Genomic DNA, 21,495 nt, shown 5'->3' with positions numbered 1-21,495 from the left:
TAGCAGACCGTTCCGCCGTTGACAGCGTCCGCCGGGCACCTCGTGCGCCAAACAAGGTCAACGCCCGCTTACGCGCACGCCGACATTTTGCTGAATGACGCGCCCCCCAAATCATCTACAGCAAACCTCCCGCCCGGTGAGCGCCATGTCAGCCGAGACCAGGTTGTCGTGTCCGCGCACCTTTGGGAAACGCGCTGCCCGAAACGGGTAGTGGGCCTGAGCCTGCCGGCCTTTTCAGCCAATCTTCACGGAGTCAAGATCAGTTTCAGCAATCCGACCGCAAGACGGAAGGTCCGAGAACCACCGCGTTGCGCAGCTGCACTTTACAGCCGAACTGGAAAAGCGCTGTGAATTAAATCATACATAAACGCATAAATTTATGCCACCCGCCCAGCGGTTGTGTTTCGCCGATTTGCTCGCGTTGACCAGAGCGAAGGAGGGACATGGAGATGCAGAATGGGCGCTGATTGGCGCCCATTCCGTGCGGCCCCTAATCAGCTACCGCAAAATCTCGCGCAGCACTACAGCTTTTGGGTGGATTGCGGGCGTTGGTGCAGGAATGGCCAGTCCGGGTCGAACGTAGGTTCACGGCGATAGCCGCGTCCAATCGACTGATCGCGATCGCAGTTCACGAAGTCAGCTTCCCGGTCTCGCTGACGTCCGGGAAACCGGCAGCATCCGCACGTTGATCTGCGCGGCTTCCGCCAAGCAGTTGGCGACCAGCAGCGATCAGGCGCTGACTTCGCACTTCTTCATAAAACTGTTCTTGGCCGCGCCGGCGAGCGGCTTGCCGTCGGCGCTGACGGCCTTGGGCGCGCAGGCCTCGGCCTTGCACTTCTTCAGGAACGAGGTCTTGGCCGCGCCGGCCAGCGGCTTGCCGTCCTTGCCGACCGCCTTGCTCTCGCAGGTGTCCTCCGCAAAGGCCGAGCCCGCCGCAAAGGTGGCAACGATCGCAGCCAGGAAAATCCGCTTCATCATGGGTGTCTCCCTAAACCAAAAGATGGCGGGCGGATTGGAGCCGGGAATCGTGGCGCAATCAAGCGGGATCGGCGCGTGGCGAACTGGCGTTGCGGATATTTTCCGGCGCGATGAACGCACCGAGCGCCGGCCGATAGCGTAATCCGGGGCCTGGCCCACCGGATAGCTCGACCGCCGGTGTGGCTGGAAACCCGGATTACGCTTCGCTCCATCCGGGCTACGGGCTACGAAGTTCGTCGCATCCGCTATACCCCGCGCGCGAGCAGCGCCTTGAAGTCGGCGCGTGCACGCTGGGCCTCGGCGCGTGCGACGTCCGAGGCGTCGCCCATGCCGAAATAGCCGTGGATCAGGCCTGGGCCTTCATGGTGCTTGACCCGCACGCCGGCGGCCTCGAGCGCCCGCGCATAGGCTGTGCCCTCATCGCGCAGGGGATCGAACCAGGCGGTGGTGACGACCGCGGGCGCGAGGTCTGCGAGGGATGGCGCGCGCAGCGGCGAAACGCGCCAGTCGTGCGCGTGAGCGGGATCGGCGAGATAATGGCCGCAGAACCATTCCATCGTGGCGCGCGTTAGGAAGTAGCCTTCGGCATTCTCGGCACGTGAGGGAAAGCGCGCGTTCTCGCCCGCATCGGCGTAAGCGCCTACGACGTCGGTCACGGGATAGACCAGCAGCTGCGCAGCGAGCCGGATGCCGGCATCGCGGCAGGCGATCGCCGTCGTCGCCGCGAGATTGCCGCCGGCGCTGTCGCCGGCAACGCCGAAGCGTTTTGCGTCGCCGCCAAATTCCGCGACGCGGCCAAACACGTCGCGCACTGCGGCAAAAGCATCCTCGAAGGCGCCCGGAAAGCGCGTCTCCGGCGGACGGCGATAGTCGACGGAGACGACGACCGCGCTGGTCTCGATCGCGAGATTGCGCGCCTGCCGGTCGTGAGTCTCGAGATCGCCCGCGACCCATCCGCCGCCGTGGAAGAACACAACGGTGGGCGCGGGCGTCGTGCCGGCACGATAGACGCGCGCATCGAGCGGGCCTGCACCGCCTTTCAGCTTGATATCCTGCACATGATCGACCGGCGGCGGCGGGATGGCGGCGCGCGAGGCAGCCAGTGCGCGCAAGGAATCGCGGGCGCTCTGCGGCGTCATGACCGCGGGATCGCGCATCGGCATCAGGGGAATGATCTGGGCGATGACGGGATCGAGCGGCGCGGCCATGGGCAGTCCTCACAGGGTTCTTGGTCTTGCTTGCGGGTTAGCATAGATTTTGCGCGCCGCATCGGCAACCGGCCACGTGTTGTGATGCGCGGGGATGAACGGGGGGAGGCCAAGGAGTGGAATTCGAGACGCTGGTCCAGTCGCGCCGCAGCGTGCGCGGTTTCAGAAACGAGCCGGTGCCGCGCGCGGTGATCGAGGCGATCATCGAGAGCGCCAAGCGCGCGCCGTCGTCGATGAACACCCAGCCCTGGCACGTTCACGTGCTCACGGGCGCGCCGCTCGAAGAAGTACGCCGCCGCAACATGGAGGAGATGATCGGCGGCGCCAAGGTCAAGCGCGACATCATCAGCCATGGCGAATACCAGGGCGTGCATCGCTCGCGGCAGGTCGACATCGCCAAGAAGCTGTTCGGCGCGATGGGGATTGCGCGCGACGACAAGCCGATGCGCCAGGACTGGGTGCTGCGCGGTTTCCGCCAGTTCGACGCGCCGGTCTCGCTGGTACTGACCTATGACCGCGTGCTCGATCCCGGCGCGGTCTGCCATTTCGATCTCGGCGCGCTCTGCTACGGCATCGTGCTCGCAGCCTGGGATCGGGGCCTCGGCTCCGTCATCAACGGCCAGGGCATCATGCGCTCCGACATCGTGCGGGAAGTCGCCGATATTCCGGAGGACGAGGTCATCATGACCTGCGTCGCCGTGGGCTATCCCGACGACAGCTTTGCTGCGAACGCGGTTCGCTCGGACCGCGAGCACAACGACGAGTTCGTGCGTTACGTGGGTTTTGCGGATTAGCACGACAAAGAGAGGATTGTTCTTCGGCAAAATTTTTGGTGCGGAGGCGTCAGCAAGCTCTTGCAATCTCGATCGTGCGGGAGGAACAATATGCGGGCTGAAAGGTTTGTTGCTGGCGCGAGGGAATTGATATGCGGCGGCTGGCTAGCCTGGTGCGACGGTTGTTCGGCCCGCGAGTGCGGCGTCCGATCGATGATGATCCCAGTCTTCCTTTCACATCCGACGAGTTCGGGCGGCTGATCCGGAGCGGCAAACGCGAGGACATGAAGCGGCTGGCCGAAGGTCTGGCCTGCAACTCGATTCCGCGCGCCAAATACCGCGCCACGCACTAGAGCGCCACGCACCGAAGCTGCGTTGCCCTGGACCGCGGCCGCGGGCGATAGCCCGACAAATCGGTCGGGCGCGCCGCCTGCTTTCATGCTAGCCTGCCAGCCATGAGCAATCGCATCCTCGTCCTCTACGGTTCCTATCGTTCCGACCGCATGGGCATCCGCCTTGCGAATTTCGTCATCGATCGCCTTCGCAGCCGCGGAGAAGAGGTCGAGTTCATCGACGCCAAGGCCATCGGCCTGCCGATGCTCGACCGCATGTACAAGGAATATCCCAAGGGCGCGGCACCCGAGGCGCTGGAGAAGCTGGCCGGGCAGATCCGCGGCGCCGACGGGTTCGTCTTCGTCACCGGCGAATACAATTGGGGCATTCAGCCCGGCCTGAAAAACTTGACCGACCACTTCCTCGAAGAGTGGTTCTGGCGCCCGGCCGCGATCGTGAGCTATTCCGCCGGCCGCTTCTCGGGCGCGCGGGCGGCGACCGCCTGGCACGGCACGCTGTCGGAGATGGGCATGGTGGTGGTGTCGAGCACGATCGGCGTCGGCCCGATCGCGCAGACCTTGTCGGCGGACGCCGAGCCGATCGGCGAGGGCGGCAAGGCGCTGGAACACGCATTCCCGCGCTTTGCCGATGACCTCACCTGGTGGATCGAGGCGGCGAAGGCGCAGCGGGCACGCAAGGCGCCGCCGTATTAGGCGGCCCTGACCTCGCCGAGGAAGCGGTCGAACTGACCGGCGAGATCGCGCGACTGGGTCGAGAGCTGCTCGGCGGCGCCGAGCACTTCCCTGGCGGCGGCTCCGGTATCGTCGGCGGCGCGCTGCACGCCTGAAATGTTGGTGTTGACCTCCTGGGTGCCGCGGGCGGCCTCCTGGACGCCGCGGGCGATCTCCTTGGTCGCCGAGCCCTGTTCTTCGATTGCAACCGCAATCGCGGTGCCGATCTGGTCGATCTCGGCGATGACGTCGGCGACGTTGCGGATCGCGGCCACGGTCTCGTCGCTCGCGGTCTGGATCGCGGTGATCTGCTCGGAGATGTCGGTCGTGGCCTTGGCAGTCTGGCCCGCTAGCGATTTCACTTCGGAGGCGACCACGGCAAAGCCGCGGCCGGCATCGCCGGCGCGGGCGGCCTCGATGGTCGCGTTCAGCGCCAGCAAATTGGTCTGCTCGGCGATGCTCTGGATCAGCGGGACGACGTAGCCGATCTTCTGCGCGCCCTCGGCGAGCGCGCGTGCGGTGTCGCCGGTGCGGCGGGCATTGTCGACGGCGCGGGCCGCGATCTCGGTGCTTTGCGCGACCTGGCGGCCGATCTCGGCGATGGAGGAGGTGAGCTCTTCGGTCGCGCTTGCGACCGTCTGGACGTTGGTCGAGGTCTGCTCGGAAGCGGCGGCGACGACGGCGGCCTGGCTGTTGGTCTGGGCTGCCGTCGAGGTCATCGATTGCGCCGTGCTCTCCATGGTGGAGGACGCCCGGGCCAGGCCACGACGAGCTCGGTGACCTTGGCCTCGAACGCCGGAGAGGCGCGCTAGCGCGGCGCCTGGTCGAGCCTGGCCAGGATCTCCAGCGTCGCGCCGTCGCGCTCGCCTGCGAAATAGCGGGCGAGCGCCTGATCAAAGACGGGCTCGTCGGACACCGCGTTGAACAGCGTCATCGACGACCGGAATTTGGCGTCATCAGGCGCGCCGAGGATCGCGTTGATGGTGCGCCCTTCGAGCGCGAGCACGAGGCGTGTGCATTCGATCAGGCGCGGGCCAAGGACTGGATGGGCGAGGTAGGCCACGGCCTCCGCGCGCGAGCCGATGGCGTAGCGCTGCGACATGGCGCTGAAGCCGAGCCCGGCTACTTGCGGGAAAACGAACCACATCCAGTGGCTCTGCTTCCGGCCCCGGGCCAACTCGCCCTGGACGTCGCGAAAAACCGGGTTTTGAGCCTGGACGAACCGTTCTAGGTCGAAAGTATCGGTCATTGGATACCCCCGGAGCTGTCTCACCGGCCGCGATTATGCCTCACTTTTGGCTCCCAATGTGGTAGCTGGTATAGAGTCTCTCCGGGTGGGGGTTGGGTCCCCCGGGGGGTCGATTTGGGGATCTGATGGTTTCCGACGCAGCGCACGCCGAGAGGCTGTTGTCGCGCCGCCGTATTGGGCGAGCGGAGACGATAGTGCTGTCTTTGGCCGCCGTCGCGCTGGCGCTGGGCGCTGCTGCCTGGGTCGCCGATTTCGGCGATTCGACCCCGCTGGTCACTGCCGCCCTGCCGCCGGCCAATACTCCTTCGTTCGAGGACCGTTTCGCATCGGCGTCTGCGAACCCGCCGGCCCGCGAGCTCGGCCTGCGCGCGCTGGAGCGCTCCGCCATGAACGCGGTCCAGCTCAAGCTGCGCGACGCCAAGGCGATGCTCGCGCAGAAGCTCCAGGGCGACGAGTGGCGCTCGACCCTGACCGAGGACGACCGCACCGCAGTCGTCGAGGAGCCGCGACCCGCGCAGCGTGCCGATGCCGTCCCGATGCCGCGCTCGCGGCCGGTCCAGGCGGATTTGTCGGCTCAGATCGCCTCGAGCCAGGCCTATGCCGACACCAATCCCAAGGTCGACAACCGCAACTTCTTCGAGAAATTCACCGACAAGATCAGGCTGGCCTCCCTGACCCCCGGCGACGGCCTGCTCGGCAAGGCACCGGACCTCGCCGCGCTCGGCTATGATTCGCGCACGGCGGTCTACGACATCTCGGCCAAGGCGCTGTACCTGCCGAGCGGCGTCGCGCTGGAAGCGCATTCGGGCATGGGCGCGATGATGGACGACCCCCAGCATGTCGACCAGCGCATGGTCGGTGCGACCCCGCCGGCAACCTACGATCTGAAGCCGCGCGAAAAGCTATTCCACGGCGTCCGCGCACTGCGCATGACTCCCACCGATGGGACCAGCGCACTCGGCCGCGTCGGCCTGCTCACCCACAGTTACATGCTCGGGCCCCGCGGCGATTCCAACGGCTGCGTCTCGATCAAGGACTATGATCGCTTCCTGAAGGCGTACGACAACGGCGAGTTCAACCGCCTGGTCGTGGTGCCCAGCCTGAGCGGATCGGCGACCGCCTCGCGGCGCGCCAGCACCGCCTCCTGATATTGCTCGCCGCGGCGGGGCTGCCGTTTCCCCTTCGTTAAGCCGTCATCGTCCAGAAGCAGCCCATGAGTGATCCAGCAAGCTCCGAAACCCCGCTGCGCACCACGTTCAAGATCAAGCTGAACGGTGACACGCTGGCGATTGCGACCGTCGGACAGGCCTATCAATTCCTGACCAATTTCAAATCTGTCGAGTGGATGGAATTCCGCTCGTTGCACGAGGACGCCGTTCACGCGCTGGAAGGCGCGGCCGGCAACGCCATGCTGGCGGTGCAGGCGACCAACGCCGTGCGCGCGCTGTTCGTGAGCGCCAAGCTGCTCTGAGCAGGGTGTCCTTCCACTCCAGGTCGTTGCGATGTTTCCACATCGTCATTGCGAGCGCAGCGAAGCAATCCAGAATCTTCCCGCGGAGGCAGACCGGATTGCTTCGCTGCGCTCGCAATGACGGAGATCGGGGCGCGATCGTGCGCACTCTCGAGCATGCGGCGCGCGGTGACACCGCGCGCCGTGTTGTTCGTGATCTCGCGCCGTTCACTGCCTGCCGTCGCAGCGCCGGTCGTCATCGTCATGGAAGTCTTGGTCGTCGGCGCGCCTGAAGCCGGGGTCGATGCAGGCGAAACTGCCGGCGTCGTTGGTCGGGCCGCTGCCCTTGTAGGATGCGATCTTCGGATAGACGCAGAGCGGCCGCGTGCCGCTGGCCGGGAAGTCGCCGTTTTGCCGGCCGATGGCCGCGGCGCCATGCGTTCTGGCAGCTTGAACTCTGCCTCAGGAACGGGCAAACGGTCCGCCAAGGCCGTGGCCAAAGCCGGTTCACAACGCCACCCATTTCGAGCCTGACGTCAAGGGAGAGCCCCATCATGAAACGCCGTACATTCCTCAAGGGCGGCGCGGTCGCCGGCGCGACGACGCTGGTTGCTGCCCCTGCGATCGCGCAGAGCGCGCCCGAGATCAAATGGCGCCTGACCTCGAGCTTCCCGAAGTCGCTCGACACCATCTACGGCACGGCGCAGACCTTCGCGAAATACGTGGCCGAGGCCACGGACAACAAATTCCAGATCCAGACGTTTGCGGCGGGCGAGCTCGTTCCCGGCCTGCAGGCGCTCGACGCAGTCAGCGTTGCCTCGGTCGAGATGGCGCAGACCCCGCTCTATTTCTACATCGGCAAGGAGCCGGCGCTGGCTTACGCCACCGGCGCGCCGTTCGGGATGAACCATCGCCATCAGGAGTCCTGGTGGTATTTCGGCGGCGGTGCCGATCTCGCCAACGAGGCGCTGAAGCCGTTCAAGGCGCACGCCATCCTGTGCGGCAATTCCGGCACCCAGATGGGCGGCTGGTTCCGCAAGGAGATCAAGACCGTCGACGATCTCAAGGGTCTCAAATTCCGCATCGCCGGCATGGGCGGCCATGTGCTGGCGCGGCTCGGCGTGGTGCCGCAGCAGCTCGCCGGCGGCGACGTCTATTCGGCGCTGGAGAAAGGCTCGATCGACGCCGCCGAATTCGTGGGTCCCTATGACGACGAGAAGCTCGGCTTCCAGAAGGTCGCAAAGTACTACTACTTCCCCGGCTGGTGGGAAGGCGGCGCCATGCTGCACATGATCGTCAATGACGAGAAGTGGGCGTCGCTGCCGAAGCAATATCAGGCCATTCTCAACCAGGCCGGCTCTGCGGCCGGCGCCTGGATGCTGGAGAAGTATGACAGCGTGAACCCGGCGGCGCTGAAGCGGCTGATTGCCAACGGCGCCGAGCTGAAGGCATTCCCGCAGCCGGTGCTGGAGGCCTGCTACAACGCCACCCAGGAGCATCTGAACGAGCTCGCCGGCAAGAGCGACCTGTTCAAGCGCACCAAGGACAGCCACGACGCATATATGAAGGAGCTGCTGTTCTACACGCAGATCGCGGAGAATTTTTACGACAACTACTTGCTCAGCAAGATGCGCAACAAGACCTGAGCACGGCGGGCGTGGTCGTTAGGCCGCGCCTTGGAAACTGCACCGTCATTCCGGGGCGCGCCTGTTGGCGCGAACCCGGAATCCATTCACCGATCTGCTGCCCGATGGATTGCGGGCTCGCAACTTCGCCCCGGAATGACGGCAGAGGGGCGATCGCAGTGTATCAGGCCGCCCCCAAGCCCAACTTCGCATAGATCCGCCTTGCATAGGCGCCGAACGCGTCGGTGGTCTTCAGAGGCAGGTCGCGCGGGAAGGGCAGGTCGATCGGGAAATAATCGGCCATCTTGGCCGGGCCCGCGGTCAGCACGGCGCAGTGCGAGGACAGGAACACGGCTTCCTGGATCGAATGCGTGACGAAGATGATGGTCTTGCCGCTCTCGCGCCAGATCCGCAGCATCTCCAGGTTCATCTGCTCGCGCGTCAGCGCATCGAGCGCCCCGAACGGCTCGTCCATCAGGATCAGCTTGGGATCGTGGATGAAGGCGCGCGCGATGGCGGTGCGCTGCTGCATGCCGCCGGAGAGCTGCTGCGGATATCTCTGTTCGTAGCCGGCGAGTCCGACCAGGTTGAGCAGGTCGCGCGCCCGCTCGCGCGCGGCCTTCATCGGCAGTCCGACGATCTCCGCCGGCAGCAGCACGTTGTCCAGGATGGTGCGCCATTTCAGCAGCAGCGCCTGCTGGAACACCATGCCGATGTCGCGGGTCGGATCGAACGGGCTCTTGGCGTGTCCTATTCTGACGGTGCCGCCGTCGGCGCCGTGCAGGCCGGCTAAGATCTTCATCACCGTCGTCTTGCCGCAGCCGGAGGGGCCGACCAGCGAGACTAGCTCACCTTCCTGCACGTCCATGGTGACGTCGGAAACGGCGAGAAACCGCGCGCCGCCGCTGCGGTAGACTTTTCGCACGCCTCGCAGGCTGATGAAGGGCTCGGCCGTCATGCCAGCCATTTGTCCAGATTGGCGGCGACGAACGCGTCGTCGCTGAGGTCGGCATGCTCGCGGCAGACGCGGTCGATCTCCTCCTTCTGGCCGGGGCTGAGGCCCTCGTTCGGATCGAGGCACCACAGGCCCTGCATCAGGCCCTGGCGCCGCAGCACCTCGTGGCAGCCGGCGATGCAGCCGTGAAAATTGTTGGCGACGTCGAAGAAGGCGCTGTTGCAATCGGTGACGCGGGCATCGAGCGCGAGCAGATCGGCCGGCACGCTGTCCTGGTGCCGCGCCTGTTTGCAGCGCTCGAACTGCTTGATCGCTTCGGCCGTCCATACCGACCAGTGGCCGAGCAGGCCGCCCTTGAAATAGGTGCGCGTGGTGACGCCCTTGTCGCGCAGGTCGAACGGCAGCATCAGGTCGAGCAGGATGTGGTCGTCATTGCCGGTGTAGAGCGCGACGCGATCGAGCGCGCCGGCGGCCGCGACGCCGCGCAGCACGTCGAGGGTGCGATAGCGGTTGAACGGCGCGATCTTGATGGCGATAACATTGTCGATCGCGGCGAAGCGCTGCCAGAACCGGCTCGACAGGATGACGCCGCCGACGGCGGGCTGAAGGTAGAAGCCGACCAGCGGGATCTCGGCGGCGACCGCCGTGCAATGCGCGATGATGTCGTCCTCGGAAGCGCTCTTCATCGCGGCAAGGCTGAGCAGGCCGGCGTGATAGCCGATATCGCGTGCGGTGCGGGCCTCGCTGACTGCTTGCGTTGTGGGGCCCGCGAGACCCGCAACCATCGCCAGCGGACGCCTGGTCCAGCTGGCCGCGGTCTCGGCGGCGAGCTCGAGCACGGGGCGGTAGAGACCGACGTCGCGGATCGCGAATTGCGTGGTGTGCACGCCGACGGCAAGGCCGCCAGAGCCGGCGTCGATGTAATAGCGCGTCAGCGCGCGCTGATGCCGTTTGTCGAGCCGGCGCTCGGCGGTGAGGGCGAGGGGATGGGCCGGCAGCACGGTACCGTCGGCGATCAGCTTGCGGACGTCTGCGTTGATCTGGCTGTGGTGCATGATGTCCTATCCGAATTCGGGTCCGGCGACGGCGAAGGGCAGCTCCGCACCGGCGGACGTGGCGGGGCCGAAGCGCATGCGCTGGAACGGGCGCTCGATGGTCCAGCCCGAGGCAGTCAATCCCTCCAGGAACGCGGCTTGCGAGGCAACAGCGTCGATCAGGAGAGGGGCGGTCTCGGAGCGTGCGATCGCGTGAACCAGGTCCAGCGCTTCGGCAGCATGATCGGCAAACAGCGGGCCGATATGGCGCGCAGTCCTGCCGTCGCGGACCAGCGCGATCGCGCCGTTGGCGGCGACGATGCGCGAGCCGGAGCGCCGTGCGAAGGCGGAGAGGAGGGCAGTTCGATCGAAGCCGGTGGCGCGCAGGTCCCGTGCACGAAGCGCATCGATGCCAGCCGATGACGGCGGCGGCCCTTCGGCCCGCGCGGGCCTCACCAGCTTCAGCCGGCGCAATTGCAGCGTCGGCGTGAACCCGAGCGGCCCGTAGACGGCGGCGCCATCAGGCGTGGCGTCGAGCCAGCTGGTCAGACCGTTCTTGCGCGCGGTTTCCAGGCAGGCGTCGACGAGGCGCGTTGCAAGGCCGCGGCGGCGATGCGTTGCCGAGACCAGCACCATGCTGATCCAGGCGTTGTTGCCGGAATAGGGCAGCAGCGCCGCGGTCGCGACCAGCCGCATGCCGTCGCGGATGCCGAACACGACGCCATCGCGCAGGAAGATGCGCCAGTCCTCTTCGGTCTGGTTCCAGTGTGCCTCAGTCGACAGCGAGAGCCCGGGGATCGCGTCTTTGGCGCCGAGCTTGAGGATAAGCGGACCGTCAGTAGCGGCCATCGCGCACCTCGTATTTGGTGGGCTTGCCGAGGCTCGGCATGGCGCGGGAGACCCAGTCCGCGGTCCAGGCGATCAGCTGCTCGGTGCCGACCACTGGCCGGCCGAACAGTTCGACGGCCTTGGACGTGTCCGTGAGCCACGCGGTCGGCTCCTCCTTGCCGGTCAGCACCGGCGTGCGGCCGAACCTTGCGCCGAACTTTTGCGCGAGATCGCGCACCGCAAGAATCTCGTCGCCGCTGACATTGATCGGCGAGGTCGGTGCCGTGCAATGGGCAAGGCACCGCAGTGCCTGCGCGGAGGCATCGCCCTGCCAGATGACATTGACGTGACCGATGCCGACGTCGATCGGCGAACCGTTCAGGACCTTCGTGGCGATGTCGTGCAGCACGCCGTAGCGCATGTCGATCGCGTAATTGAGCCGGAACAGCCGGCCCGGCGTCGAATACTTGCGCGAAAAATATTCGAACATGCGCTCGCGGCCGACGCAGGATTGGGCGTATTCGCCGGGCGGATTCGGCGCCATCTCCTCTGTCGAGCCCTTGCCGTCAACGGGGACGAACGGATAGACGCAGCCGGTCGAGAACGCCACGATCCGCGACGCGGAGAAGGCCTGCGCGACCAGCGCCGGCACATGCGCGTTCATCGCCCAGGTCAGCGACAGATCGCCCTCGGCGCCGAATTTTCTGCCGGCCATGAAGATGATGTTGGGCGCCTTCGGCAGGGCGTTGATCGCGGCCTCATCCAGCAGGTCGCAATTGATGGTGTCGACACCGCGCGCGTGCAGCCAGTCCTTGACGCTCGCGTCGCTGAAGCGGGCGATGCCGATGACGCGGCGATCGGGCGCGGCCGCCTTCGCAAGTCCGGCCAGCGTCGGTCCCATCTTGCCGGCGACGCCGAGAATCATGATGTCGCCCTCGACCTTGTTGAGGTCGTCGATCAGCGCCTGCGTCGGCCGGCACAGGAGATCGTCGAGGGCTGCGATATCGGGAATGGTTTTCGGCAGCGTCTGGCGGGTGAGGAGCATCGATCGGTCCTTCGTTAGGCTTGTCTGGCATCGCCGACCACGAACATGCGTTCTAGCGCGAGCACGAGGCCGTAGAGGGCGACGCCGAGCAGCGTCAGCAGCACCACGGCCATCACCATCGCGGGCGTGTCGAGCGAGGACTGCACCTGGATCATGAGGTAGCCGAGCCCGCGCTCGGACGCGATGAACTCGCCGACGATGGCGCCGGCGACGGCAAGGATGGCGCCGACCTTCATGCCGGAGAACACGTAAGGCAGCGATCCCGGCAGCTGGATCTTGCGGAACAGCGTCCAGCGAGAACCGCGCAGCGATTTGACGAGGTCGAGCAGGTCAGGCTCGACCTCGCGCAGGCCCCGCGCAGTGGTGAGCAGGATCGGGAAGAAGCAGATGCTGAAGGCGATCAGGATGTTCGGCACGATGCCGTAGGAGAACCAGACGATGAAGAGCGGGCCGAGCGCGACCTTCGGGATCATGTTCAGCGTCACGAACAGCGGCAGCAGCACGAGGCTGACCAGCGGCGCCCAACTGAAGATCACCGCGAGCCCGACGCCGACGAAGGCGCCGAGCGCAAAGCCGCCGAGGATCTCGACCGCGGTGACCACCGTGTTGGCACCCCAGGCGTAGCTCGCGGTTCCCAGTGTCTGCACCGTCGCAAGCGGCGAGGGCAGGATGAATTTCGGCACGTGGAAGGCATCGACCAGGACCTGCCAGAGCACGAGCACGGCAAGATGCACGATCAGGATGACCGCAAAGCTGCGCGCGGTGCGTGCCCCGTCGGCTGCCACGTTCTGCTCCCTGTTGTTCGCGGCCTCTTCGCCACGATCTCAGCGTAACCGGCCTTGGGGCAAGTTTCAACCAGTTGGTTGATTATGGCCGGAGCGACTGCATCACGAGATCGACCACATGGCGGCGGCGGGCGCGGCGCTGGGCGCGGCTCGACAGGTCCTTGCCGAAGATCGCCGACAGCGTCGGCGTGTTGGAAAAGAAGAAATAGCTGAGGCCCGCGATGGAGATGTAGAGCTGGACGGGGTCGATCCCCTTGCGGAAAAGTCCGCCGCGCACGCCTTCATGGAGGATGTGGGACACGCTTTTGACCAGCGGCGAATGCATCGCCTCCAGCCGGGTGGAGCCGCGGACGTGGCGGGCGCCGCCGCGGTTCTCGTCGTTCAGAAGCACGATGAAATCCGGGTTTGCCGCGAGGTGATCGAACGAGGCCTCGATCAGCCGGCGGATCGCCTTGTCCGGCGGCAGGCCTTCGAGATTGAGCTTGCGCTCCTGCTCGCGGATGTCCTCATAGACCCATTCGAGCACGGCGAGGTACAGCGCGTCCTTGTCGCCGAAATAGTGATAGACGAGCTGCTTGTTGACGGCTGCGCGCTCGGCGATCTCGTCGACGCGGGCGCCGGCCAGGCCGTGCCGTGCGAATTCGAGGCGCGCCGCGGTGAGCAGCTTCTTGCGGGTGGCGACGGGATCGCGCCGCTGCGGCGCGGTGTCGCCAGATCGTTTTGCGGGCATTTTCAACCAAACAGTTGACAAGCGGGAGGCGGACTTGTTGCATTGGTATCCTCACAAGGGGAGAGCGACAAGCCGGGTCGCTGGCAATGAGGAGGATGCGATGAAGCGTTTTCAGGCGGCCTTTATGGCGCTAGTGCTCGGCTTGCCGGCGGTGCCGGCGAGCGCAGGCGAGGCAGTCAATCTGATCCTGAATTGGACGCCGACCGCCGACCATTCGCCGTACTACTACGCCAAGGCCCAGGGCTGGTACGAGAAGGCCGGCATCGACCTCACCATCGAGACCGGCAAGGGCTCCGGCGTCTCCGCCGCCAAGGTCGGCTCGGGCGGCTCGCCGTTCGGCGTCGCCGATCTCGCCACCATGCTGGTGGCCAAGAGCAAGGGCGCCGACGCCGTCGCGGTGATGAGTGTCTATGCCAATACCGGCCAGACCTTCTACTGGCTGAAGAGCTACGGCGTGAACGGCGTCAAGGACTTTGCCGGCCACAAGATCGGCAATCCGCCCGGCGATGCCTCGCGCGTGATGTGGCCGGCCTTTGCCAAGGCCGCAGGCCTCGCGCCCGATGCCGTCGGCTTCGTCAATGTCGGGCCGACGGCGAAGATCGCGGCCCTGAAGAGCCACACCGTGGACATCATCAGCGACTTCTACAACGAGCACGATCTCAAGGTGATCGAGTTCGGGCAAGATCTCGGCTATGTCAACTGGAAGGACATCGGCCTCAATCCATACGGCAACTCGCTGATCGTCAACGGTGCGTATCTGCAGAAGAACCCGAAGCTGGTCGAGGATTTCGTCCGCATCACGCAGAAGGCCTTTGCCGCCTGCGTGGCCGACGCCGCGCCGTGCCTGAAGGCGCTGCTCGACCAGGTCTCCGGCCTCGACAAGGAGAACCAGGAGCGGCAGTGGGAGCGCATCAAGTTCCTGATGACCGACGAGTTCACCACCACCAAGGGCCTCGGCTGGATCGACGGCGAACGTATGAAGAAGGACTATGATCTGGTCCAGACGTACCTGGGCATGGAGAAGCCGTTCGACGTGACCACTGCGTTCACGACCAAGATGCTGGATCCCGGCATCAAGATGGATGCGAGCAAGGTGAAGAAGTAGGGGGCAGTAGCAGCCCATACTCCGTCATTGCGAGCGCAGCGAAGCAAATCCAGGGTCTTTCCGGGGGGACGGCTGTGTCGCGTCGATCGCACACGGCGAGCCTCTCGACGGAATCTCTCGGAGGCATTAACGGGCCGTTAACCAAATCCGCCGCATCGTTAACCATTCAATAACGGGGAACGAGTCGGCCGCTATGGAGGCTGCAGCAAAAGTCCAACGCCAGATGGTGCGCCTGCGGGGGCGCTCCTATGTCGCCTTCGTGTTCGTGCCGACGGTTCCGATCCAGGACTGGCTCCAGGAGATCGACACCACCATCGCGCGTTCGCCGGGCTTCTTTGCCGGCCGACCCGTGGTGATCGACCTGTCCTCGGTCGATCTCAGCCAGGCCGGTATCGCCCATCTGCTCGCCAGCCTGCAGGACCGTAACATCCGCGTGCTCGGCATCGAGGGCGTCGAGGAGGGGCGGCTGACGGCGATGATGCCGCCGCTGCTGACGGGCGGGCGCAGCTGCGTGGTCGAGCCGAGCGCGGCCAAGAAGCCTGAGGCGAAGGCCGAGACCAAGCCCACCTCGCTGCTGCTCGAGGCCCCCGTGCGCTCGGGCCAGACCGTGATCTTTCCCGAAGGCGACGTCACCATTCTCGGCTCGGTCGGATCCGGCGCCGAGGTCGTCGCCGGCGGCTCCATCCACGTCTACGGCGCGCTGCGCGGCCGCGCCATGGCGGGCGTGAACGGTCACACCAGCGCGCGCATCTATTGCCAGAAGATCGAGGCCGAACTGCTTGCAATCGATGGGTTTTACCAGACCGCGGACGACATCGACGCCGCCCTGCGCGGCAAGCCGGCGCAGGCCTGGCTGCAGGGGAATACCATGCGAATTACAGCACTGAACTGACCAGCAAAGGAGACATTTCAGATGAGTAAGGTACTGGTCGTGACATCAGGCAAGGGCGGGGTCGGCAAGACCACGACGACCGCCGCGCTGGGAGCCGCACTGGCTCAGCGCGGCGACAAGGTCGTCGTCGTCGATTTTGACGTCGGCTTGCGCAACCTCGATCTCGTGATGGGCGCCGAACGCCGCGTCGTCTTCGATCTCATCAACGTGGTGCAGGGCGTCGCAAAGCTGCCGCAGGCCCTGATCAAGGACAAACGGCTCGAGAACCTCTGGCTGCTGCCGGCCTCGCAAACCCGCGACAAGGACGCGCTGACGGAAGAGGGCGTCGGCAAGGTCATCGCCGACCTGCGCAGCCGCTTCGACTGGGTGATCTGCGATAGCCCGGCCGGCATCGAGCGCGGCGCCTCCATGGCGATGCGCTTCGCGGATGAGGCCGTGATCGTCACCAATCCGGAAGTCTCCTCGGTGCGCGATTCCGACCGGATCATCGGCATGCTCGACTCCAAGACGGTGCGGGCCGAGAAGGGCGAGCGGGTCGAGAAGCACATTCTCATCACCCGCTACGATCCCTCCCGCGCCGCGCGCGGCGAGATGCTGACGATCGACGACATCCTCGAGATCCTCGCAACACCGTTGCTCGGCATCATCCCCGAGAGCCAGGACGTGTTGAAGGCCTCCAACGTCGGCACGCCGGTGACCCTGTCGAATGCGGATGGAGCGCCGGCGCGGGCCTATATGGACGCGGCCAAGCGCCTTTGCGGGGAGAACGTGACGATGCACGTTCCCGCCGAGCGCAGAGGTCTGATGGATCGTCTCCTGCGACGGAGGGCTGCATGAGCATGGGTCTGCTTCGGCTACTCCGCGGCAACAAGGCCTCGGCACCGGTCGCGCGCGAACGGTTGCAGATCCTGCTCGCGCATGAACGCGGAATGCGCGGCCAGCCCGACCTGCTCGGTGTGCTGCGTGAGGAAATCCTCGCCGTCGTGTCCAAGCACGTGACGCTGGACCCGACCAAGGTCATCGTCCGGCTCGAGCGCGGCGACGAGGTCTCGACCCTGGAGGTCGATATCGAGGTGCCCAACGACATCGAGCGCAAGAAAGTGGCGGTCGCCTAGGGGACGCGACCGACGACCCGCAGGTTTGGGGTGGGTGAGAAGGCGGTCCGCCGGGCATGGCGGGCCGCCTCTGTCATGTGTTCCGGTCTGGACGGAACGGGACCCGGGACTCCGTCGTTTTAGGACAGACGCGGGGCAATCGAGCGAACCCCGTGCTTCCGTCAAATGGGAGAGCGCCCATGATGTCCGAGGTCCAGGTCCATACCGTTGCGCGGCAGATGCTCGAAAAGCACGGTTTTGCTGCGATTGCGAAGGCCGCGGAGCAGGCTCAGGCCTGCGAGGGCAGGGGCGAGGCGGACGAGGCCAAGGAGTGGCGCCATATCGTCGACGCCATGAAGATCATGCGCGGTCCGCACCAGAGCTGACCGCGGGAACGGGAGCGCTAGCGCTCCTCACGATCCGTTCCCTGTGCAGGGGCGCGGTGTTGGGTTTACGGCTGCCCGCGTTCGCAGCTTTCCCTGCAGGGAAGTTGCTGCCACGTACCGTCCGGCGCCTAGGGGCGGCGGTTCCGCCGCGCGGTGCTTGATGCTTAACGGCTAGAAAAACCCGGTGAAGCCTCGTTCTGACTGACGCGGAACGGGGCTCCAGCTTGTTGTATTACGCTTTTTCTTGACGGATCGGTATCCGCTTCGCGCGAAAGCGCCGCTCAAGCACGATGGGATTCGAGTGAGTCGTCATCGCGCTTTGGGTTGTTGTTTGCGCATGATCCGCTTCGCACTTTTCCGGATCATGCTTTAGCCGCCCTTGCTGCGGATCAGGCCGGCGAGGTTGGTCTTCTGGGCCTCGCACCAGCTGGGCATGCCGAGACGGCGCTGGTCCATATCGGTGGCCTGGGTCGCGACCGCGACCTCGGCCATCAGATCGTCATCCTGCTTCTCGCCCATCTTGCCGCCGGTGTGCATCCAGGCAATCGCCTTGCGCACCTTCTCGGTGGTGCCGTCGGGCAGCTGCATCTGCTGCGCCTTCTGCACAAGGTCCTGATAGACGAGATCGGTGCCGGGACATTCGACCTTGGCGGCGAAGGCCTGGAGAACCATGGTCACGTAGCTCGCCCGCGGCGGCGCGTCCCCGGCCAGGGCCGGCCCGGCCAGCAGCAACAGGCCCGTCGACAGAAAACCCATGCGCATCCTTGGTACCTCCTCGATTTTTGGAGGAGGCTAGCGTCCGGTACGCCGGTCCGCAATGGTGCGGGCGCGCAATTGTCGTGCCTCGTTGCTGCGCGCTAGATTGGTGGCAGAGGACCCCGGAGAGCGACATGAGCCTGTTCAGTGCGCCGTTCGATTCCGCAACCGACACCGCGCTCGTCACCGGCGCGGGCAACGGCATCGGCCGCGCGATCGCGCAGGCGCTGGTCGGCGAGGGCGTGCGAACCGTGTTTGCCGATATCAGCGCGGAACGGGTGAGTGGCGCGATCGCTGCGAGCGCGAGGCCGGAGTTGGCGGTGCCCTGGGTCGGGGATCTCGCGAAGCTCGACGCCTGCGACGCGCTGCTGGCCGCCTCTCATGCTTCGCTGGGAGAGGTGACGCATTTCGTGCACAGCGCCTCGCCGCCGCGGCGCGAGGCCGATCATGCGCTCGCGGTGGATCGCAAGACTTGGGCGGAGATGCACGCGGTCAATCTCGATGCCGGCTTCCATCTGGCGCGCGAGATCGCAAAACGGCTGATCGCGGCGAAGCGGCCCGGCTCGTTCCTGTTCCTCACCTCGCTGCATGCGGGCACGCCGCGCAACCTGCCGCATTACTCGACGGCGAAGGCCGGAATGGCGATGCTGGTGAAGGAGCTGGCGAAGACCTTCGGGCGGTACAACATCCGCGTCAACGCGCTGGTGCCGGGTGCAATTGCAGCGGGCGGGTTCGTTGCGGACGCGTCCCTGGCGAGACACATTCCGCTGGGGCGTCTCGGCGAGGCGAACGACCTCGCGCCGATGGCGCTGAGCGTGCTGTCGAACAAGCTCTCAGCTTACGTCACCGGCGCGGCCTTCGTCGTCGACGGCGGATTGTCGCTGACGAACTGGTTCGAAGCGCCGACCTGTGACGAGTAGCTAGCGTTGCCAGGCCGGCACGGGATCGAGCGGCGTGCGATAGACCTCGTTTTGATCGCGATCGGTGACGCGCACCGCGCAACCCTTCTGCTGAAGCTCCGGCTTCACCTGCGACAGCTCGCATGCCAGCTGGTCCGCGCGGTCGGAAGCAACCTCGATGCCCTCAAGGATGATTCCGCCCTGGTTCTTGAACTCTTCACCAACCACAAGATCGAAGGAGTAGTACGGCATCTGAAGTCCCCCGGTGTGACGACCAAGTCTCAGTTGCAGTCCCGAAAGCAAGTCTTGAACACAAGTCTTCAACGAAAGTCCCGACACAACTCGGATGGTACACTGAGTCGATCTTTTTCGAATGAACAAGCCGCACAATCTCTGTGCCTATGGCGCAGAAATGATGTGCAGCAAGCGGGCTCGTTAAGATTTTATTAAATATGTTAACCCGATCATAAGGCATGGAATTGCAACAGAACCGGGCTCCAGGAACCGGCAGTTGCAAGAGAAGGCCGGCGGCATAGATCCCGACGGCCTTTTCTCTTTGATGGAAACGATCATGGCCTCGTTTCCCGTAATAACCCGGACCCAACGCATCACATCGACTCGGACAGCGTTCGTGACGCTGTTGCTCAAAGGCGCGATGAGATTTTAGCGTAGCGGCATCGGCGGGCGCACGACCGGCCCATCGTCATCGGCAACCGCTTGCGCCGTTGTGGCCGGCGGAGCCGACGGCGGGACGGCGGCAGCTTGCGACGGCGGTGGCGGCGGTGCGAGCGGCGCAGGTGAATAGGCCGGCATGTAGGTGTGCGACACGACGGGCTTCGGCTTGCGAACGGGCGGCGGCGTTGGCATTGGTGCGCGAGGCGCGAGCGCGGACGTGCGTGCGCGCGGATCGACGGGCGGCTTCGCTTCGACGACCGGCTTCGGCGCAGGCGGCTTCGCGATCTCGCGCGCCATCTGCTCCTGGCCGGCCTTCAGCTCGGCGATGCCAGCCTTGAGTGTTTCGATCTGCTGCGCCATGGCCGCGAGATCGCGCGTCATGGATTGTACCGACTGTGCTGCGTCGGCCTGTGTTGCCGCGGGCGCGGCTGCCGCAACCTGAACTGCAGGCGCTGGCGCAGGTTGATCGGCCGTAGCTTGTGCCGCAGCTTGATCGATCGGCTGATCCGTTGCGGCTTGCGCCGCGGCGGTGGCGGCCTGCGCGGCGGCGGCCGGTGCCGTTTGGGACGTCGAAGGCAGCAGCGAGGTCAAGACCGGTGTCCACTCCGCGAGCATGTGCCTCGCGGTATCGCCGTGCTTCTCCCAGGCAACCGCGGCAGCCGCGCTGCCGCCGGCAAACAGGAACGTGAGAAAGGCGCCGCGCAGCCACTTGCCGGCAGCGGAACGCCTGGGCCGGCCGGGACCGTCACCGGCCGCGACGCGCACGGCGGTGTCGACCGAGGGCACGGCAGCAGGCGGCTCCAATACGGGACTGAACTTCGGCTCAGGACTGAACTTCGGCTCGTGACTGGCTTTGGGCTCGGTGACGAATTGCGGCTCCGGGCGGGGCGTGATCTCAGGCGCCAAAGCGGGCGCAGCGCCAATGGGGCGCGAGGCCATGATGATCTCGGGCGAGATCTGGATCGCATCGTGCGGATCGTTGTCCTTGACCGTGTCCTTCACGATCTCATCGACGATCTGCTTGCTGTTCAACGTTGCGAGCATCGCAGCTCCTTCGAAGCTTCGTCGTTTCGCATTGGCGCGAGCCGATCTGTTGAGGTGAGCCCCCTCACGGGCAGATGACGCACGAGTCCAGCCGGGTTTGACCAAAGCAAGGCGAGGGGATGGAGATGATGCGACGCTCTTTCGCCGTTTGTGGTGATGGAACCCGGCCGACTGAACACGCGTAATTGTTCCGACCTGCCTTGTTTTCAGCACGATTTGGGCAGCATCTGGCGGGCGCTTCTATCCGCTATCGGGGGGCCGGTGGTGCCAAGATCTGTTCTCGCTCTCTTCGTCGTTGCCTTGCTGCCGCTGGGCGGTTGCATGCAGACGACGCTTTCGCCCTCGACCGACGCGAGCATGACGCCGCGCGACCGGCAGTTACTCGCGCACACGCCTTACGCCCAGGCCAGCGTGCCCGAGCAATATCTGCGTCACATCGTCGATTATCCGCGCAAGGAGCAGCCGGGCACGATCCTGGTCGATACGGATGCGCGCTACCTCTATTTCGTACTGCCCGACGGCAAGGCGATCCGCTACGGCGTCGCGGTCGGGGAGGAGGCAATGGCCTTCTCCGGCGTTGCGCGCGTCGGCCGCCTCGCGGAATGGCCTGACTGGGTGCCGACGGCGGAGATCCAGGCGCGGCTCGGACCGTATCCGGCGCGGGTACCAGGTGGCCCCGCCAATCCGCTGGGCGCGCGCGGCATCTATCTCTATGTCGGCAACAAGGACACGCTCTACCGCATCCACGGCACCAACCAGCCCGAATATATCGGGCAGGCGATCTCGTCGGGCTGCATCCGGATGCGCAACGAGGACGTGATCGATCTCTACGACCGGGTGAAGCTCAATTCGACCGTCGTAGTGCTGCCGCCCGGACAGAATGCGCAGGTCGGACCAGGCGCGCGCTGGCGCGGCTAGGA

25 protein-coding genes and 1 pseudogene are annotated in these 21,495 nt (G+C 65.6%); 13 read left to right on the top strand and 13 right to left on the bottom strand.

Features of this window, described 5'->3' with window-relative positions; genetic code table 11:
* Positions 1–729: 729 nt before the first annotated feature.
* Complete coding sequence (locus tag ACRQ5Q_RS23915; protein ID WP_439375173.1) at positions 730–978, bottom strand: hypothetical protein; 249 nt, start codon at positions 976–978, stop codon at positions 730–732.
* 245 nt (positions 979–1,223) lie between these two features.
* Entirely contained in the window at positions 1,224–2,186 is a 963-nt protein-coding gene (locus ACRQ5Q_RS23910) for an alpha/beta hydrolase (protein ID WP_439392508.1), read from the bottom strand.
* A gap of 116 nt (positions 2,187–2,302) precedes the next feature.
* Between ACRQ5Q_RS23910 and ACRQ5Q_RS23905 the strand changes: the two genes are divergently transcribed.
* The 3 genes from ACRQ5Q_RS23905 (at position 2,303) to ACRQ5Q_RS23895 (ending at position 4,005) form a co-directional block, all read left to right on the top strand.
* The gene (locus ACRQ5Q_RS23905) at positions 2,303–2,980 is read left to right on the top strand and encodes a nitroreductase (RefSeq protein WP_439392507.1); all 678 of its coding nucleotides are present in this window, start codon (positions 2,303–2,305) and stop codon (positions 2,978–2,980) included.
* Between the two features lie 131 nt (positions 2,981–3,111).
* Positions 3,112–3,312: a hypothetical protein gene (locus ACRQ5Q_RS23900; protein WP_439375176.1), complete on the top strand. Its 201-nt coding sequence runs from the start codon at positions 3,112–3,114 to the stop codon at positions 3,310–3,312.
* 102 nt (positions 3,313–3,414) lie between these two features.
* Complete coding sequence (locus ACRQ5Q_RS23895) at positions 3,415–4,005, top strand: NADPH-dependent FMN reductase (protein WP_439375177.1); 591 nt, start codon at positions 3,415–3,417, stop codon at positions 4,003–4,005.
* Here ACRQ5Q_RS23895 and ACRQ5Q_RS23890 read toward each other — a convergent pair.
* A pseudogene (locus ACRQ5Q_RS23890) lies at positions 4,002–4,838 on the bottom strand (methyl-accepting chemotaxis protein); the annotation flags it as partial. The gene ACRQ5Q_RS23895 and the pseudogene ACRQ5Q_RS23890 overlap by 4 nt on opposite strands.
* On the bottom strand, positions 4,832–5,272 hold the full coding sequence (locus ACRQ5Q_RS23885) for a DUF1810 domain-containing protein (RefSeq protein ID WP_439392506.1): 441 nt from the start codon (positions 5,270–5,272) through the stop codon (positions 4,832–4,834). The pseudogene ACRQ5Q_RS23890 and the gene ACRQ5Q_RS23885, both read right to left, overlap by 7 nt.
* A 194-nt stretch (positions 5,273–5,466) precedes the next feature.
* On the opposite strand from ACRQ5Q_RS23885, the gene ACRQ5Q_RS23880 reads away from it, so the two are divergent.
* The 3 genes from ACRQ5Q_RS23880 (at position 5,467) to ACRQ5Q_RS23870 (ending at position 8,368) form a co-directional block, all read left to right on the top strand.
* On the top strand, positions 5,467–6,420 hold the full coding sequence (locus tag ACRQ5Q_RS23880) for a DUF2778 domain-containing protein (protein ID WP_439375179.1): 954 nt from the start codon (positions 5,467–5,469) through the stop codon (positions 6,418–6,420).
* A gap of 65 nt (positions 6,421–6,485) precedes the next feature.
* Positions 6,486–6,743, top strand: coding sequence for a hypothetical protein (locus tag ACRQ5Q_RS23875; protein ID WP_258761899.1), 258 nt, complete (start codon positions 6,486–6,488; stop codon positions 6,741–6,743).
* A gap of 533 nt (positions 6,744–7,276) precedes the next feature.
* A complete protein-coding gene (locus ACRQ5Q_RS23870) occupies positions 7,277–8,368 on the top strand; it encodes a TRAP transporter substrate-binding protein (RefSeq protein ID WP_439392505.1) in 1,092 nt (363 codons plus the stop codon).
* A gap of 163 nt (positions 8,369–8,531) precedes the next feature.
* Here the strand turns inward: ACRQ5Q_RS23870 and ACRQ5Q_RS23865 are convergent, their stop codons facing one another.
* The 6 genes from ACRQ5Q_RS23865 to ACRQ5Q_RS23840 all read right to left on the bottom strand — a co-directional run bounded on the left by ACRQ5Q_RS23865 (position 8,532) and on the right by ACRQ5Q_RS23840 (position 13,724).
* Entirely contained in the window at positions 8,532–9,314 is a 783-nt protein-coding gene (locus ACRQ5Q_RS23865) for an ABC transporter ATP-binding protein (RefSeq protein ID WP_439392504.1), read from the bottom strand.
* A complete protein-coding gene (locus tag ACRQ5Q_RS23860; protein WP_439375182.1) occupies positions 9,302–10,357 on the bottom strand; it encodes a dihydrodipicolinate synthase family protein in 1,056 nt (351 codons plus the stop codon). The genes ACRQ5Q_RS23865 and ACRQ5Q_RS23860 overlap by 13 nt, the downstream gene beginning before the upstream one ends.
* Positions 10,358–10,363: 6 nt before the next feature.
* On the bottom strand, positions 10,364–11,185 hold the full coding sequence (locus tag ACRQ5Q_RS23855; protein WP_439392503.1) for a GNAT family N-acetyltransferase: 822 nt from the start codon (positions 11,183–11,185) through the stop codon (positions 10,364–10,366).
* Entirely contained in the window at positions 11,172–12,209 is a 1,038-nt protein-coding gene (locus ACRQ5Q_RS23850) for an NAD-dependent epimerase/dehydratase family protein (protein WP_439392502.1), read from the bottom strand. The genes ACRQ5Q_RS23855 and ACRQ5Q_RS23850 overlap by 14 nt, the downstream gene beginning before the upstream one ends.
* A gap of 14 nt (positions 12,210–12,223) precedes the next feature.
* The gene (locus ACRQ5Q_RS23845; RefSeq protein WP_439375185.1) at positions 12,224–12,994 is read right to left on the bottom strand and encodes an ABC transporter permease; all 771 of its coding nucleotides are present in this window, start codon (positions 12,992–12,994) and stop codon (positions 12,224–12,226) included.
* 82 nt (positions 12,995–13,076) lie between these two features.
* Positions 13,077–13,724 carry a TetR/AcrR family transcriptional regulator gene (locus ACRQ5Q_RS23840; RefSeq protein ID WP_439375186.1) on the bottom strand — a complete coding sequence of 216 codons (648 nt, stop codon included), beginning with the start codon at positions 13,722–13,724 and terminating at the stop codon, positions 13,077–13,079.
* Between the two features lie 100 nt (positions 13,725–13,824).
* Between ACRQ5Q_RS23840 and ACRQ5Q_RS23835 the strand changes: the two genes are divergently transcribed.
* The 5 genes from ACRQ5Q_RS23835 to ACRQ5Q_RS23815 all read left to right on the top strand — a co-directional run bounded on the left by ACRQ5Q_RS23835 (position 13,825) and on the right by ACRQ5Q_RS23815 (position 17,201).
* Positions 13,825–14,829, top strand: a complete 1,005-nt coding sequence (locus tag ACRQ5Q_RS23835) for an ABC transporter substrate-binding protein (protein ID WP_439375187.1) — start codon at positions 13,825–13,827, stop codon at positions 14,827–14,829.
* Positions 14,830–15,022: 193 nt separating this feature from the next.
* The gene (minC, locus tag ACRQ5Q_RS23830) at positions 15,023–15,721 is read left to right on the top strand and encodes a septum site-determining protein MinC (RefSeq protein ID WP_439375188.1); all 699 of its coding nucleotides are present in this window, start codon (positions 15,023–15,025) and stop codon (positions 15,719–15,721) included.
* A 21-nt stretch (positions 15,722–15,742) separates the two neighbouring features.
* Positions 15,743–16,558, top strand: a complete 816-nt coding sequence (gene minD, locus ACRQ5Q_RS23825) for a septum site-determining protein MinD (protein ID WP_018644673.1) — start codon at positions 15,743–15,745, stop codon at positions 16,556–16,558.
* Positions 16,555–16,836, top strand: coding sequence for a cell division topological specificity factor MinE (gene minE, locus ACRQ5Q_RS23820; RefSeq protein WP_018644672.1), 282 nt, complete (start codon positions 16,555–16,557; stop codon positions 16,834–16,836). The genes minD and minE overlap by 4 nt, the downstream gene beginning before the upstream one ends.
* A gap of 179 nt (positions 16,837–17,015) precedes the next feature.
* A complete protein-coding gene (locus ACRQ5Q_RS23815) occupies positions 17,016–17,201 on the top strand; it encodes a hypothetical protein (RefSeq protein WP_439375189.1) in 186 nt (61 codons plus the stop codon).
* Between the two features lie 369 nt (positions 17,202–17,570).
* Here the strand turns inward: ACRQ5Q_RS23815 and ACRQ5Q_RS23810 are convergent, their stop codons facing one another.
* Positions 17,571–17,963 (bottom strand): hypothetical protein, encoded by a 393-nt coding sequence (locus ACRQ5Q_RS23810; RefSeq protein ID WP_439392501.1) that lies wholly within the window; start codon positions 17,961–17,963, stop codon positions 17,571–17,573.
* Between the two features lie 128 nt (positions 17,964–18,091).
* Here ACRQ5Q_RS23810 and ACRQ5Q_RS23805 point away from each other — a divergent pair, with 128 nt between their 5' ends.
* Positions 18,092–18,877, top strand: coding sequence for an SDR family NAD(P)-dependent oxidoreductase (locus ACRQ5Q_RS23805; RefSeq protein WP_439392500.1), 786 nt, complete (start codon positions 18,092–18,094; stop codon positions 18,875–18,877).
* On the opposite strand, the gene ACRQ5Q_RS23800 is transcribed toward ACRQ5Q_RS23805, so the two are convergent.
* Entirely contained in the window at positions 18,878–19,108 is a 231-nt protein-coding gene (locus ACRQ5Q_RS23800) for a DUF6894 family protein (protein WP_439392499.1), read from the bottom strand.
* A gap of 411 nt (positions 19,109–19,519) precedes the next feature.
* Complete coding sequence (locus ACRQ5Q_RS23795; protein WP_439392498.1) at positions 19,520–20,575, bottom strand: hypothetical protein; 1,056 nt, start codon at positions 20,573–20,575, stop codon at positions 19,520–19,522.
* A 264-nt stretch (positions 20,576–20,839) separates the two neighbouring features.
* On the opposite strand from ACRQ5Q_RS23795, the gene ACRQ5Q_RS23790 reads away from it, so the two are divergent.
* Complete coding sequence (locus tag ACRQ5Q_RS23790; protein WP_439392497.1) at positions 20,840–21,493, top strand: L,D-transpeptidase; 654 nt, start codon at positions 20,840–20,842, stop codon at positions 21,491–21,493.
* The last annotated feature ends 2 nt before the right edge of the window (positions 21,494–21,495 follow it).

The organism is Bradyrhizobium sp. PMVTL-01 (assembly GCF_051861855.1).
GTDB lineage: Bacteria > Pseudomonadota > Alphaproteobacteria > Rhizobiales > Xanthobacteraceae > Bradyrhizobium.
This window is presented reverse-complemented; position numbering and strand designations above follow the sequence as displayed.

Bases quoted from the DNA above. Each gene is read 5' to 3' on its own strand.
- ACRQ5Q_RS23915 (WP_439375173.1), bottom strand. From the start codon at position 978: ATGATGAAGCGGATTTTCCTGGCTGCGATCGTTGCCACCTTTGCGGCG.
- ACRQ5Q_RS23910 (WP_439392508.1), bottom strand. From the start codon at position 2,186: ATGGCCGCGCCGCTCGATCCCGTCATCGCCCAGATCATTCCCCTGATG.
- ACRQ5Q_RS23900 (WP_439375176.1), top strand. From the start codon at position 3,112: ATGCGGCGGCTGGCTAGCCTGGTGCGACGGTTGTTCGGCCCGCGAGTG.
- ACRQ5Q_RS23895 (WP_439375177.1), top strand. From the start codon at position 3,415: ATGAGCAATCGCATCCTCGTCCTCTACGGTTCCTATCGTTCCGACCGC.
- ACRQ5Q_RS23885 (WP_439392506.1), bottom strand. From the start codon at position 5,272: ATGACCGATACTTTCGACCTAGAACGGTTCGTCCAGGCTCAAAACCCG.
- ACRQ5Q_RS23875 (WP_258761899.1), top strand. From the start codon at position 6,486: ATGAGTGATCCAGCAAGCTCCGAAACCCCGCTGCGCACCACGTTCAAG.
- ACRQ5Q_RS23870 (WP_439392505.1), top strand. From the start codon at position 7,277: ATGAAACGCCGTACATTCCTCAAGGGCGGCGCGGTCGCCGGCGCGACG.
- ACRQ5Q_RS23865 (WP_439392504.1), bottom strand. From the start codon at position 9,314: ATGGCTGGCATGACGGCCGAGCCCTTCATCAGCCTGCGAGGCGTGCGA.
- ACRQ5Q_RS23860 (WP_439375182.1), bottom strand. From the start codon at position 10,357: ATGCACCACAGCCAGATCAACGCAGACGTCCGCAAGCTGATCGCCGAC.
- ACRQ5Q_RS23855 (WP_439392503.1), bottom strand. From the start codon at position 11,185: ATGGCCGCTACTGACGGTCCGCTTATCCTCAAGCTCGGCGCCAAAGAC.
- ACRQ5Q_RS23850 (WP_439392502.1), bottom strand. From the start codon at position 12,209: ATGCTCCTCACCCGCCAGACGCTGCCGAAAACCATTCCCGATATCGCA.
- ACRQ5Q_RS23840 (WP_439375186.1), bottom strand. From the start codon at position 13,724: ATGCCCGCAAAACGATCTGGCGACACCGCGCCGCAGCGGCGCGATCCC.
- ACRQ5Q_RS23835 (WP_439375187.1), top strand. From the start codon at position 13,825: ATGAAGCGTTTTCAGGCGGCCTTTATGGCGCTAGTGCTCGGCTTGCCG.
- minC (WP_439375188.1), top strand. From the start codon at position 15,023: ATGGAGGCTGCAGCAAAAGTCCAACGCCAGATGGTGCGCCTGCGGGGG.
- minD (WP_018644673.1), top strand. From the start codon at position 15,743: ATGAGTAAGGTACTGGTCGTGACATCAGGCAAGGGCGGGGTCGGCAAG.
- minE (WP_018644672.1), top strand. From the start codon at position 16,555: ATGAGCATGGGTCTGCTTCGGCTACTCCGCGGCAACAAGGCCTCGGCA.
- ACRQ5Q_RS23815 (WP_439375189.1), top strand. From the start codon at position 17,016: ATGATGTCCGAGGTCCAGGTCCATACCGTTGCGCGGCAGATGCTCGAA.
- ACRQ5Q_RS23810 (WP_439392501.1), bottom strand. From the start codon at position 17,963: ATGCGCATGGGTTTTCTGTCGACGGGCCTGTTGCTGCTGGCCGGGCCG.
- ACRQ5Q_RS23805 (WP_439392500.1), top strand. From the start codon at position 18,092: ATGAGCCTGTTCAGTGCGCCGTTCGATTCCGCAACCGACACCGCGCTC.
- ACRQ5Q_RS23800 (WP_439392499.1), bottom strand. From the start codon at position 19,108: ATGCCGTACTACTCCTTCGATCTTGTGGTTGGTGAAGAGTTCAAGAAC.
- ACRQ5Q_RS23795 (WP_439392498.1), bottom strand. From the start codon at position 20,575: ATGCTCGCAACGTTGAACAGCAAGCAGATCGTCGATGAGATCGTGAAG.